Genomic DNA, 12,543 nt, shown 5'->3' with positions numbered 1-12,543 from the left:
ACATCCTCTTCCAAGACATCCTCGTGGCGGCCTCGAATCGGGTCGGCTCACCGCGCGTCGCCGAGCACCGCCTGCACCAGTGCCAGCACCGCCACCGCCGCCGTGTCCGCCCGCAGAATGCGGGGACCGAGCGACAGCGCGACCGTGTTGGGGCGGGCGGCGATGAGCGCGCGCTCCTCCGCGTGGAACCCGCCCTCGGGGCCGACCAGCACCGCGAGCGGCGGGGGCGCCGCCGGATCGGCGGCGCCGCGAAGGGCCGCCACCGGATCGCGCACGGGCGCGTCCTCATCGCAGAACACGAGCAGGCGCTCCGCTTCCAGCGCGTCGAGGCAGGCGGGCAGGCGGGCCGGCTCGCCGATCTCGGGCACGGAAAGGATCCCGCACTGCTCGGCCGCCTCGATCGTGTTGGCCTGAAGGCGGTCGAGCTTGAGCCGCTCGCCCTGGGTGAAGCGGGTGAAGACCGGCTGCAACCGCCCGGCGCCCATCTCCACCGCCTTCTGCGCCATGTAGTCGAGCCGTCCCGTCTTCAGGGGGGCGAACAGGTAGTGCAGGTCGGCCGGCGCCGGCTGCGGCCGGGTCTGCGCCACCACGCGCAGATCCGCGCTCTTGCGGCCCTGCGGCACGATCTCGGCGCGCCACTCGCCGTCGCGGCCGTTGAACAGCAGGACGGGCTCGCCCTCGGCCCGGCGCAGGACGGTCAGCAGGTAATTGGCCTGCGCCCGCTCCAGCGGGAGGACGCGGCCTTCCGCCAGATCCGCTTCGACGAAGAGGCGAGGGGCGGTGAAATCGTAGGCGGCCATGGTCTCTCGCAGGCAGGCCGGTCTCGTCGCGTGGCGGCCCTCGCCTGTCAATCGGCTCCCGGCGGGTGGCTGATGCGAAAATGTCACGACTCGCCGGTTTCGAAGCGTTTCCCACGCTCGCGGCCCCAGGGCGGCAGAACGCACCATTGGCGCCACAATCCCGTGCGCAGAAGAGTGCCGCATCGAAACACGTTCAAGCCTCTCAGCCGGACCCGCCGCGCCAGCGCCGTGGTCGTTGCGCCGGGCGGGCGCTGCGGGATCGGGGGCACACCCGTCGCGGCATGCGGGGAAAAGGACCGGGCCGAATGTCTGCCAGGATGACTGCATCGACGAAGACCGCCGCCGCTCTGCTCGGCCTTGTCCTGCTGGCCGGGCCGGCTGCGGCCCAGGGCATGGGCGGCATGGGCGGGATGCCGCTGCCGTCGATGGACACGCCGGCCGAGCCGGCGCCCTCGGCGGCAGCGCCGATGAGCATTCCCGCGCCCATGGCACCGGCCGCTCCGGCCCAGTCCGTGCCGCAGCAGGCGGGCACCGATTGCGGCGCGATCCAGAAGACGCTGATCGAGCGCAAGAACCTCGTGGCCAAGGCCAATGCCGCGTCGAATTCCAAGAAGAAGATGACGCCGCAGGAGGCCTGCTCGCTGTTCGGCCAGCTCCAGGCCAACGGCACCACCGGCATCAAGTGGATCACCGCCAACAAGGAATGGTGCTCGATCCCCGATTCGTTCTCGGAAGGCTTCAAGGCCGACCACAACAAGGTCGCGGCGATCCGCACCAAGGTCTGCGGCATCGCCGCCCAGGCCTCGAAGATGGAAGCCCAGGCCAAGGCCCAGGCGCAGAACGGCGGCGGCGGCGGCGGCGGCCTGCTCGGCGGTCCCGGCTTGTCCGGCGCCTTCCGCATGCCGCAGGGCGCGCTCTAGCGGCGCGCTCCGACCCGCCAGCGCCTCCTCACCGTTGCCCCCTTCGTCCGAGCCCGGCTCCGGCCGCGTCGCCGACGCGGTGGCCGGCCACTGGGCCGACCGGCTCGCGCCGGCCGCGGCGCGGCCCTATCTGCGGCTCGCCCGGATCGAGCGGCCGGTCGGCTGGTGGCTGCTGCTGCTGCCGTGCTGGTGGTCGGCGGCGCTTGCCGCCATCGCCGCCGGGAATCCCGGCCCCCATCCCGGCCACCTCGTGCTGTTCCTGATCGGCGCGGTGGCGATGCGCGGGGCCGGCTCGACCTACAACGACATCGCCGACCGTCGCCTCGATGCGCAGGTGGAGCGCACCCGCTCGCGCCCTCTGCCCTCCGGACAGGTGACGACGCGGGCCGCCGCCGCCTTCCTCGTGGCGCAAGCGCTGGTCGGCCTCGCGGTGCTGCTGCAGTTCAACGCGACCGCGATCCTCGTCGGCCTGCTCTCGCTGGCGCCGGTGGCGATCTACCCGTTCATGAAGCGGGTGATGCCGATGCCGCAGGCGGTGCTCGGCCTCGCCTTCGGCTGGGGGGCGCTGATGGGCTGGGTCGCCGTGTTCGGCCGCCTCGATGCGCCGGCCCTGTGGCTCTACGCGGGCACGATCCTCTGGATCGTCGGCTACGACACGATCTACGCCGTGCAGGACATCGAGGACGACGAGATCGTCGGCATCCACTCCTCGGCCCGGCTGTTCGGAGCGCGGCTGCGCCCGGCGGTGGGTCTCTGCTACGCCGGCACCGTCGCCCTGTTCGTGCCGGCGCTGGCCGGTGCCGGGGCGGGACCCTTGGGCTGGCTCGGGCTCGCGCTGTTCGCCGCCCATCTCGCCGGCCAGGTGATACGGCTGTCGGAGCGGGACGGCGCGCGGGCCCTGGCGCTGTTCCGCTCGAACCGCGATGCCGGCCTCATCCTGTTCGCCGGGCTCGCCGCCGACGCTCTGTGGCAGGGCTGGCGCTGATTCGGCCGTGGCGGGGGCCGGTCCCGGCGCCATATCCGGTCGCATGAGTGAGAAAGATCCGCACCGGCCGCCCGACGATGCCATCGCCGAGGGAGCTCGCGCCAGGGCCCAGGGGCGTCCGCGCGACGCCTGCCCCTACCCGTTGAACTCGCCCGAACGCACCGAATGGCTCGAGGGCTACGACGGCACTCCGGCCGACCGCGCCCCGGACGGCCCGCTCGACAAGGGTTGAGGCGAGGTCTCGCCTCAGCTCCGAGAGATGATCTCGCTCTCGCCCCGGTGGATGCAGGGCCGGGCCGGGAGCCGGGCGGTCTTGCGCCGCACGAGGAAGCGCGGGCGACGCCCGCTGAGCGCGGCGTGGCGGCGGCGCTGGCGGCCCTTGCCGAGCACGACCGGGCCGAGTTGCTGCGAGACCGGGACGATGTCGCCGTCCTCGCGCAGCAGCATCCGGGCCAGCCCTCCCTTGGACGAAACGTCGCGCCACACCGCGACGACGTCCTCTTCGGGAAACGGGCCGAGCCGCATCGTCACCTCGCTGTCGCCGTCGACGAGGAGCAGGGCGAAACGGTCCTCGCCGCAGGCATCGGCCGCCTCGTCGGCGAAGGCGAGGGCCACGCCGACCGGCCTCACACCGCCATGGGCCGCACCGAGAACCGGCAGCGGCGTCACCGGCGCCACGGTGCAGTGCGCGCTCGCCTCGTCATCGCAGCCGGGCCGACAGTTCAGATTCGCGATCTCGAAAGTCATCATCGGTTCGACGCCTTATCCCGTGTCGCGGTCTCTGTCGGACGCGCTGATCTGACAAGCACAGTGCCGGTCGTCTCCCCCAAGGCGCCTTAAGAGTGAGCGTTAAGCGTTCGTGGATCGAGCCGAACTCTACCGAATGCTCAACGGACCCTTGCCGGGATTGGTGCAAATGTCGGTAACCCTCGCAAGGGGCTGGGACCGGGCCGGGGCCGGGTGTTGAGGCAGAAGCCGCGGCGGTGCCGCGTCGGATCGTCCCAAAGGCGCCGCAGCCGGCTTTGCATCGCTGCATTTCCGAAAACCGGTGACCACTTTTCCGATCGATGCCCTAGAACGAAGGGGCGTCGGCGCCGTTCAAACGGCATGAGGCCGGCCTCGCACGAACGGCTCCGACCGGATCCATGACCCAAACGACATCCTCTTTCGCGGCGCTGCGGCCCGTGCTGCACGACGCGATGCGGGAGGCCGCCGCGCTCGCGCTGCCCTCCTTCCGGACGGGCGCTCACACGACCGCGCGGGTCTGGTCGAAGGCCGGCGGCTCGCCGGTCACCGAGGCGGACGTCGCCGTGGACGCCTTTCTCAAGGTCCGCCTGTCGCAGATCGAGCCGCGGGCGGCCTGGCTCTCGGAGGAGACCAGCGACGACCCGGTGCGGCTCGGGCACGACCTCGTCTGGATCGTCGATCCGATCGACGGCACCCGCGCCTTCCTCTCCGGACATCCGGACTGGTCGATCGCGGTGGCCCTGCTGTCCCACGGGGAGCCCGTGATCGGCGGCGTCTTCGCGCCGGCGACGGACCACTTCTACGAGGCGGTGGCGGGCGAGGGGGCGACCCTCAACGGAGCGCCGATCCGCGTCGCGCCGCAGGAGACGCTGGAGGGCGCGCGCGTCACCGGACCGAAGCCGTTCCAGGATCGCCTGCTCGACGGCGCGGCACGGCTCGGACCCCGCCCCACGGTCACGGTGATCGAGCGCGTGCCGTCGCTGGCGCTCAGGCTCGCGCGGGTGGCCGAGGGCCGGATCGACCTCGGCCTCGTGTCACGGGATGCGCGGGACTGGGATCTCGCCGGCGCCGACCTCATCGTGCGCGAGGCGGGCGGGGTGGTCTGCGACCTGCAGGGCCGACCGGCGGTCTACAACCGTCCGGAGCCGCGCCACGGCGAGTTGATCGTCGTACCGCTCTCCCTGCGCGATCCGACTCTGGCCGCCCTGGACGCTTGATCGTGGGCCGGCCACGGCCGGTCATCGCGTTCGGGTCGATCGCCGCGGAGTCCGCCCCGCGCCGTCATCGCTTCGGCCTCACCTCGCGATCATGGTGGTGGTGGCTGGACCGGACCAATCGTCTGGAAGGCCGCTCGCTCTACCGGCCGGAATTCACCCAGCGCACGAGATCGCCGAGGACTTGGCTCAGAGCCGCATCGAGGCCGGCGGCGGCGTTCTGGGGATCGACCTTCGCCACCGGCACGCGGGCGGTGAAGACGCGGGCGTTCACGACCCGGCCGCTGCCCTCGGCGATCAGCTTGGCCGAGAGGTCGACCACGGCCTCGCCGGTTCCGGAATTGATGTCGAACTCGCGGATCTCGCTGACGAGTTGATAGTCGGACGGCACCTTGTCGCCGGGCCGCGAGACCGAGCGCAGGCGACCGGTATTCTCCAGGCTCTGGATCACCCGCGTCTGGATCAGGCGGGGCAGCCGGTCGGCCCACTGGCCGCCGCCGAGGAAGGAGAGGGAGCCGCCGGGCTCGCGCACGATGATGCGGTCGGCCTCCATCGGCTGCAGGCCGACGGGCTCGGACACAACGATGGAGCGTGCCGTGCCGCCGGCCCGCGCCTGGCCCGGCAGGGCCGCGAGATCGAAGGTGAGCGGCGTGGCGCCGCCGCCGCAGCCGCCGAGGAGCGCGAGCGGCGCGAGAAGGGCACCCGTCCGCAGGAGGCGACCGGACAGGAGACGGCCGGGCGAGCGAGGGAGAGGGGCAGGCGAGTGGGATAGACGCGTCATACGCTCGGGCACCGTCCGTTCGCTGTCGGGGACACTGACTTCCCCTCTAGCACGCGAGAGCATACGCCAACGCCCAAGCTGCGCCGTGCGTGCCGACACATCAGCCGGAAATGGGGTCGCTCAGCGGCCACCGTTGTATTCTGGCAACGACGGCTTGCCGCCGAAGATCACCTGTGACGGGTCGCGCTCCAGGCTGCGGGCGGCGCGGCTGAGGGTGTTGAGCGTGCGCTGGCCGTCGGTCGAGAGGGCCTCGACCTCGCGGCGACTCGTGCCCGACAGCCGGTTGAAGCTCGTCGAGATGTTGGCGGTGCGCTTGTCGAGGTTCTCCGAGAGGGTGCGGAACGCCCTGCCGGCCTCGCGCACGGAGATCGCCGCCTCGCGGATCTCGGCGAAGGTGCCCGACCCCTGTTGACCCGAGGCCGAACCGAGGAAGCCCTCGGCCCCCTTCAGCACGCCGTCGATCCGGTCGGCGGAGGCGCTGAGCTTGGCCGCCAGCGCCCGGGCGTCGTGGAGCCCGGCCTCGATATCGGGGCTGGCATTGGCGAGCGCGGTCGAGAAGGTATCGGCGTTCTCGATCACCCGGTTCAGGCGCTGGCCGTCCACCGCCTTCACGAGCCCGGTGATCGAGGGGCCGGCCTCGGCCAGCGTCTTCGAGAACGACTCGACGTTGGCCAGCGTCCGGTTGATCGCGCCCTCGTTGCCGGCCACCACCTTGTCGAGGCGCTGGAGCACGTCGTCGGCCCGCTGCGCGATCTGCTTGGCGGCGGCCATCATGTCCTGGATGTCGCTCGAATCGGCGAAGATCGTCGGCATCTTGTCGCCCGAGCCCGGCGTGAGAGCCGGCGCGTCGGCGCTGCCGCCCGAGAGCGCGATCTGCGAGACGCCGGTCAGCATCGCCGAGTCGAGCCGAGCACGGGTATCGGCGCGCAGGGGCGTCGAGGGATCGACCTGCACCACGGCGACGACGCGGCGCGGATCCTGCGGCAGCAGGCGCACGTCGAGTGCCTCGCCGACCTTGATGCCGTTGAACGACACGGTCGAGCCCTTGGCGAGCCCGCCGACCGAACCGGAGAAGACGATGCGGAGCGCCTGGGTCGCCTGTCCCCGCGATCCTCCCTGGAGCCAGAACACGAAGCCGAAGGCGGCCAGCACGACGCCGATGGTGAAGGCGCCGATCAGCACGTAGTTTGCGCGAGTCTCCATCGGCTCAGCTCTAATCCCGGTCCGTGGGGCTGGAGCGGTGCGCAACCGCACCGGGGGCGATCATCCCGCGCTCAAGCATGGGCATAATCCGGCGGCACGGCCCGAGCCGGCGTGGCGATGGCGCGGGCGCGCTTGCCGTGGAAGTAGGCGCGCAGCCAGGGGTGGTCGCTCGCCAGCATCTCGTCGATGGTGCCCTGCGCGATGATCCGGCCGTCGCCGAGCGCGGCGATGCGGTCGCAGGCGGTGTAGAGGCTGTCGAGATCGTGCGTCACCATGAAGACGGTGAGGCCCAGCGTCCGCTTCAGGGTCGAGACGAGATCGTCGAACTCGCCCGCACCGATCGGGTCGAGGCCCGAGGTCGGCTCGTCGAGGAACAGGATCTCCGGGTCCAGCGCCAGCGAGCGGGCGAGCGCCGCGCGCTTGATCATGCCGCCCGAGAGTTCCGAGGGGTACTTGTCGGCGGCGTCCGGCCTGAGGCCGACCATCTCGATCTTGAGCCGGGCGAATTCGTCGAGCAGCCGCTCGGAGAGCTTCAGATGCTCGCGCATCGGCATCTGAATGTTCTGCTTGACGGTGAGACCCGAGAACAGGGCGCCCTGCTGGAACAGCACACCCCAGCGCTGCTCGAGCTGGCGGCGCCGGGCGACGGTGAGGCCGTCCACGTTCTCACCGAAGATCTCGATGGTGCCGGAGCGCTTCGGCACTAACCCGAGGATGGTCCGCGTCAGCACCGACTTGCCCTGGCCCGAGGGGCCGACAAAACCTAGGATCTCGCCGCGGCGGATGTCGAGATCGAGCCCCTTCATCACCGTACGGTGGCCGAAGCCGACGACGAGATCGCGCACGCGGATAATTGCGTCGCTCTGGCCGGAATCCGGCGCCGCCGAGGAAAGGTGAGGCGTGGTCAAGGGATCGGTCCGGATGTCGTCTGCCCGCATGATGCTAGAAATCGATCGCTGCGAAGAAGACCGCGAACAGCCCATCCAGCACGATCACCATGAAGATTGACTTGACGACTGAGGCGGTGACGTGGCGCCCGAGCGATTCCGCCGAGCCCTCGACCGCGAATCCCTCGATCGTCGCGATGATCCCGATGGTCAGCGCCATGAACGGCGCCTTGATCAATCCGACGGCGAAATGGTGGAACGATACCGCCGCCTGGAGCCGTGCCAGGAAGGCATCGACGGTCATCCCGCCATAGATCGCCGCGGTCAGACCGCCGCCCGCCAGCGCCGCGAGCGAGCCGAGGAAGGCCAGGATCGGCAGGCCGATCACCAGGGCGAGGATTCGCGGCAGGATCAGGATCTCGATCGGGTCGAGGCCCATGACGCGCAGGGCATCGACCTCCTCGCGCATCCGCATCGAGCCGATCTCGGCGGTGAACGCCGAGCCCGAGCGGCCCGCCACCATGATCGAGGTGAGCAGCACCCCGAGTTCGCGCAGGATCAGCAGGCCGATCAGGTTCACGACGAAGCTCTGCGCGCCGAAGCGCTGAAGCTGGAAGATGCCCTGCTGCGCAACGATGCCGCCGACGAGGAAGGAGATCAGCACGATGATCGGCACGCCGCGAAGCGCCACCTGTTCGAGCTGGTTGACGAGGGCCGCCATGCGGAAGGTCTGCGGCCGGCGCGCGACCCGGCCGCCGGCGGCGACCACCTCGCCGAGGAAGGCGATGCCGGACAGGATCTCGTTGCCGCCTCGCGCGACGCGCCGGCCGGTGCCGTCGAGGAGGCGCACCAGCGGGTTGCGGGTGTCGCGCGGAGCCGGCTCCGGCTCGCGCAGGCCCATCTCGCCGAGCAGGATGCGGTGCTCGGGCCGGGCGCCGGCATAGGCCAGCCGCCCGCCCGCCGCCTCGATCTCGGCGCGGGTGCGTTCCAGCACCCAGGCGCCGAGCGTGTCGAGACGCGCCAACCCGCTCAGATCCACCAGCACCGGTTGGGATCGTCCCTGCGCCGCGATCTCAGCCGATGCGCGCTCCACCGCCGGACCCTGGTCCGCGGTCCAGCGGCCGTGCAGGATCACGCGGCCGCCGCCCGCATCGAGGTCGGCGCCCGCGGTCTCCAAGGTGCCTGAGCCGTCTGCGATCCGCACGCGCCGCTCCCGCTTCCGCTCCGAAAATCCTGAAACGAAATCCTTACCAAGATGCGTCGAATCCGAGCCTTCGGGCTCGACGTCGCGGCCGAACGAGGTCGCTGCTCGGGGCGCCGCCCCGATCCTCGCCGAAGAGGGGTGCCCTCGGAGTCCCGGTTTCGGGATCGTGTTGGAAGCGCTGCCTATACCTTACGGGTAGAGCCGCCGCCAAATCGGCGGGGATCATGGCGGCGTTGCGCCAGCGCGACGAGTGCCAGTCCGGCGAGCGCCAGCGGCGCCATCATCAGGAAGGTCGCGGAGCCTCCGAACGAGCGGTAGACCGCGCCGCAGGCCAGCGTCGCCAGCGCCGAGACCAAGGCGGTCGAGGCGCCGACCGTGCCCTGCGCCCGGCCGCGGGCCCCTTCCGGCGCGAAGCCGGAGACCGCCGCCATGACGCCGAGATGGGTCGCGCCGAAGGTGAGGCCGTGCAGCATCTGGAGCGGCAGGAGCAGGGCGATCTCCCCGTCCGCGAGGCTGAGGCCGAGGGCCCGCAGCAGGGCGGCGCCCGCGCCGAGGCCGAGCAGGCGGAACGGGCTGCGCCAGCGCGCCGGCCAGCGACCGACGAAGGCGAACAGGGCGATCTCCGCCGCGACGCCGATCGCCCAGAGCGCGCCGATCCAGGGCGCTGAGACCCCGTGGCGGGCCCAATCGAGGCTGCCGAAGGCGTAGATCGCCGCGTGGCTCGCCTGGATCAGCGCCGCCGCGGCGATGGACAGCCACAGCACCCGCGGCAGGGGCGGGGAGCCTCCCCTCTGGGTAAGAGGCTCGACGGCGGGGGCGGCCTCCCGGCCGGTGGCCGCGACCGTGGTCGCGACCAGGGCGAGCCCGGTGAGCAGCAGCGGCACCGCCACCCGGTCGCCGAGCACGCCGAGAAGCGCGCCGCCCGCGAGGTTCGCGGCGAGGAAGGCGACCGAGCCGCACAGGCGGATGCGGGCATAGTCGATCCGTTTCGACTTGCGGGCGGCGGCGAGGGTCAGATAATCGATGCTCGGCACCAACGGGGCCTGCGCCACCGCGTTCACGACGATCAGGGCGCCGAGCAGCGCCGCCGCGAGCGCGGCGGCCGCCGGCATCAGGGCATAGCTCAGCGCCAGTGTGAGGCTGCCGGCGACAAGCAGCGTGCGCGGGCGCACACCGCGGTCGATCAGGCCCATCAGAGGGCGCGTCGCCATGACCTTCGTTGCGATCGGCAGAGCAAGCAACAGGCCGATCAGCCCGGCATCGAGCCCGAGCGCGCCGAGCCAGACAGGCATGAACGGCATGGCGATGCCGATCTCCACGAAGACCACGGCGTAGAGGAGGCCGAGCCGGACGGGATCGGGCTCACCGGTCGGGGCTGTGCGTGTCACGGGATCGCGGCGAAGCGGGCCGCCCCTCTCGATCGGCAGAAAACGTCGCGCGGCGGGGCGAAGCGGGGAAAAGCGTAAGCCGCCGTTAAAGCGCTCCTGTCAATCTCGCTCCGACCGTCAATCGTCGCGGCATGCCTCGCGGGGGTGCCGAGTCCGTGCGGGGTGTGATGTCGAGTTCCCGTTCTCTGACGCCGCTGGACGCGTCGCAATACGATGCCATCGAGGACGCCGTCCGGGAAACCGAGCGGGGCCGGTGGTTCCTCACCGAATACGCGCGCCGCAACCGCAACGCCGACACCGAGGTGCTGCTGGACGCGATCCGGCGCATCGAGAACGTCGTCACCACGGACCGGCCGGACGACGTCGGCCGCTTCCGCGGCGACCTGATGGAGATGGCCGATGCCATCGCCCGCACACGCGCCGAGGTGGCCGCCCTCTCCGCGCCGGAGCAGGGCGAGAGCCGCCTCACCGTCGCCTCGGAGGCCCTGGACGCGATCGTGCGCGCCACCGAGCGGGCGACTTCCGACATCCTCAGCGCCGCCGAGGAGGTGCAGGAAGCCGCCTGGACGCTGCGCGAGACCGGTGCCGATCCCGAGCTGTGCGGCGCCCTCGATCGGCACGCCACGCAGATCTATACCGCCTGCTCGTTCCAGGATCTCACGGCACAGCGGACGAGCCGCGTGGTCCATACTCTGCGCTACCTCGAGAACCGCATCGCCTCGATGATCGGGATCTGGGGCAATCCCGACGAGTTGGTGCCCTCTCTCGCCCCGCAGACCCATGCCGAGGCGGCCGCCCTCGATCAGAGCGACGTCGACCGCTTCCTCGACATGGAGGGGGCGGTGCCTGCCCCGGCCAGGGCGACCCTGCCGCCGTTGCCGGCCGTGGCCCTCGACGACGATCTCGCCTTCCTGCCGGAGAGCCGCGAGACGGAGCCTGCCTTCGACGAGGCGCCGATCACCGCCGAGGCGCTGGCGCCCGCCATGCTCCTCGCCGAGGAGGGGGCCGCCGAACCCACGTCCCCCGAAATGCTGATTGTGGAGGCGGTCGAAGCGGAAGCCGCGGCCGAACCGGCTCCGGACGCCGTCTCCGAGCTTCCGGATCCGGCGCCCGTCGAGGCTGCGCCGGATCCGGAGGATCACGGGATCCTCTCCGACATCGACGCGGAGAACGTGGAAGCCGACGGGATTGAGGAGGCCGATCCGATCGCCGACCTCGTCGTCCCGAGTGAGCCCGAAGCGGCCATGCCGGCGGCCCAGCCGCTGGTCGTCGCCGTTGCCGAGGTGGGCGCCGAGGACGATCTCGCCCTGGCCTTCCCCGATCTCGATACGCTGAGCATCGAGGAGAAGATCGCGCTGTTCGCGTGAGGGCGTGACGGATCGAACCCGTGCGGCGCTTCATGCCGCATCGATCCGTCGGAAAACCGGCGGCCCTTTTCGAGCCGATGGCGTATAGGGGCCCGCGTCATGGCCCTGCATCTCCTGAAGCTGTGCGTCGGTCCCGCCTCCATCGAGGAGCTGGAGGCGCGGATTGCCCATAACCGGGCGGAGGCCGTGCGCCTCGGCCAGGAGCCGGTGACGGCGCACGTCACGCGCATGTTCCCCAAGCGGGCGCAGGCCATCGCCGGGGGCGGATCGATCTACTGGGTGATGAAGGGGACGCTGACCTGTCGCCAGTCGATCCGCGCCATCGAGCCGGTCACGGGAAGCGACGGGATCGATCGGTGCCGGCTCGTGCTCGATCCGGCGGTGACGCCGGTCTCGCCGCGCCCCTGCCGCCCGTTCCAGGGCTGGCGCTACCTCGAGGCCCGCGATGCGCCGGCCGACCTCGACCGGGCCAGTGCCGGTGAAGTCGCCGAGATGCCCGAGAGCCTGCGGCGCGAACTGGTCGCTCTGGGATTGATCTGACCGGAGGTTTGACCGGGCGCCCGCGCCTCGCGGCGTAGTCGCCGGGATGGCCCCGCGCCGGAGGGTGCGAGGCCGGGGTCGATCAGGCCGCTTCCTTCAGTCGCACGGCGCCCGGTGTGATCCCGAGGCGGTCGGCGAGATGCCAGCGCAGTTCGCGCGGCGAGTGATACTCGTAGGAAGGGTCGATGAGGTGGCTGAGGTCGGCCTGCGCGTTGCGCGCCTGCGTATCGACCACGCTGTCCACCCGGAAAGTCGCCGCGTTGGTCACCGGCGAGATGGCGCCCTCATGGCGCCGGAACTCGAATGTCATTGTCTTTTCTTCTTTCTCGCCGGATCCCGCGCCACCTTCTGGCGTGGCCGGCGTCGTTTCTGGTTGTTTTGTGTCGTCTTGAATCGGCGGCGCCCGCCGTGAGGCACCCCTGGAAACGCGTTTCCGGGGTCCTACTAGCCGGTGGGTGCCGCTTCGTTGGTCATCAGATGGCGCGGTCGGGCCGGCTCTGCACCGGC

The 12,543-nt window shown here is 71.2% G+C and carries 14 protein-coding genes; 6 read left to right on the top strand and 8 right to left on the bottom strand.

Annotation, left to right across the window (positions count from 1 at the left end):
• Nucleotides 1-47 precede the first annotated feature (47 nt).
• On the bottom strand, nt 48-800 hold the full coding sequence (locus tag HNR01_RS15840) for a 16S rRNA (uracil(1498)-N(3))-methyltransferase (protein ID WP_017487190.1): 753 nt from the start codon (nt 798-800) through the stop codon (nt 48-50).
• Between the two features lie 485 nt (nt 801-1,285).
• Between HNR01_RS15840 and HNR01_RS15835 the strand changes: the two genes are divergently transcribed.
• Genes HNR01_RS15835 through HNR01_RS15825 form a run of 3 tightly spaced genes read left to right on the top strand, consistent with a single transcriptional unit; the run spans nt 1,286 to nt 2,937 of the window.
• Nucleotides 1,286-1,720, top strand: a complete 435-nt coding sequence (locus HNR01_RS15835) for a hypothetical protein (RefSeq protein ID WP_246417529.1) — start codon at nt 1,286-1,288, stop codon at nt 1,718-1,720.
• Nucleotides 1,721-1,754: 34 nt separating this feature from the next.
• Nucleotides 1,755-2,705 (top strand): 4-hydroxybenzoate octaprenyltransferase, encoded by a 951-nt coding sequence (ubiA, locus tag HNR01_RS15830; protein WP_153874158.1) that lies wholly within the window; start codon nt 1,755-1,757, stop codon nt 2,703-2,705.
• Nucleotides 2,706-2,748: 43 nt separating this feature from the next.
• Nucleotides 2,749-2,937, top strand: coding sequence for a ribosome modulation factor (locus HNR01_RS15825; RefSeq protein WP_153874157.1), 189 nt, complete (start codon nt 2,749-2,751; stop codon nt 2,935-2,937).
• Between the two features lie 14 nt (nt 2,938-2,951).
• On the opposite strand, the gene HNR01_RS15820 is transcribed toward HNR01_RS15825, so the two are convergent.
• A complete protein-coding gene (locus HNR01_RS15820) occupies nt 2,952-3,455 on the bottom strand; it encodes a DUF6101 family protein (RefSeq protein WP_183668547.1) in 504 nt (167 codons plus the stop codon).
• Nucleotides 3,456-3,850: 395 nt separating this feature from the next.
• Here HNR01_RS15820 and HNR01_RS15815 point away from each other — a divergent pair, with 395 nt between their 5' ends.
• Entirely contained in the window at nt 3,851-4,669 is an 819-nt protein-coding gene (locus tag HNR01_RS15815) for an inositol monophosphatase family protein (RefSeq protein WP_153874155.1), read from the top strand.
• A gap of 139 nt (nt 4,670-4,808) precedes the next feature.
• Here HNR01_RS15815 and HNR01_RS15810 read toward each other — a convergent pair whose 3' ends face one another.
• From HNR01_RS15810 to HNR01_RS15790, 5 genes are all read right to left on the bottom strand, one after another.
• Nucleotides 4,809-5,447, bottom strand: coding sequence for an ABC-type transport auxiliary lipoprotein family protein (locus HNR01_RS15810; protein WP_017487196.1), 639 nt, complete (start codon nt 5,445-5,447; stop codon nt 4,809-4,811).
• Nucleotides 5,448-5,567: 120 nt separating this feature from the next.
• Entirely contained in the window at nt 5,568-6,650 is a 1,083-nt protein-coding gene (locus tag HNR01_RS15805) for an MlaD family protein (protein WP_017487197.1), read from the bottom strand.
• Nucleotides 6,651-6,721: 71 nt separating this feature from the next.
• Nucleotides 6,722-7,558: an ABC transporter ATP-binding protein gene (locus tag HNR01_RS15800; RefSeq protein ID WP_183668545.1), complete on the bottom strand. Its 837-nt coding sequence runs from the start codon at nt 7,556-7,558 to the stop codon at nt 6,722-6,724.
• Between the two features lie 34 nt (nt 7,559-7,592).
• Nucleotides 7,593-8,741 carry an ABC transporter permease gene (locus HNR01_RS15795; protein ID WP_183668542.1) on the bottom strand — a complete coding sequence of 383 codons (1,149 nt, stop codon included), beginning with the start codon at nt 8,739-8,741 and terminating at the stop codon, nt 7,593-7,595.
• 182 nt (nt 8,742-8,923) lie between these two features.
• Nucleotides 8,924-10,129: an MFS transporter gene (locus HNR01_RS15790; protein WP_183668540.1), complete on the bottom strand. Its 1,206-nt coding sequence runs from the start codon at nt 10,127-10,129 to the stop codon at nt 8,924-8,926.
• 167 nt (nt 10,130-10,296) lie between these two features.
• On the opposite strand from HNR01_RS15790, the gene HNR01_RS15785 reads away from it, so the two are divergent.
• Nucleotides 10,297-11,496, top strand: coding sequence for a hypothetical protein (locus tag HNR01_RS15785; protein ID WP_183668538.1), 1,200 nt, complete (start codon nt 10,297-10,299; stop codon nt 11,494-11,496).
• Nucleotides 11,497-11,595: 99 nt separating this feature from the next.
• Complete coding sequence (locus HNR01_RS15780; RefSeq protein ID WP_183668537.1) at nt 11,596-12,036, top strand: DUF1489 family protein; 441 nt, start codon at nt 11,596-11,598, stop codon at nt 12,034-12,036.
• Nucleotides 12,037-12,118: 82 nt separating this feature from the next.
• Here HNR01_RS15780 and HNR01_RS15775 read toward each other — a convergent pair whose 3' ends face one another.
• Complete coding sequence (locus HNR01_RS15775) at nt 12,119-12,346, bottom strand: hypothetical protein (RefSeq protein ID WP_017487203.1); 228 nt, start codon at nt 12,344-12,346, stop codon at nt 12,119-12,121.
• Between the last annotated feature and the right edge of the window lie 197 nt (nt 12,347-12,543).

It is taken from the genome of Methylorubrum rhodesianum (genome assembly GCF_014199985.1).
Lineage (GTDB): Bacteria > Pseudomonadota > Alphaproteobacteria > Rhizobiales > Beijerinckiaceae > Methylobacterium > Methylobacterium rhodesianum.
Note: the sequence above shows the minus strand (reverse complement) of the source record. Positions and strands in the feature narration are given on the sequence as shown.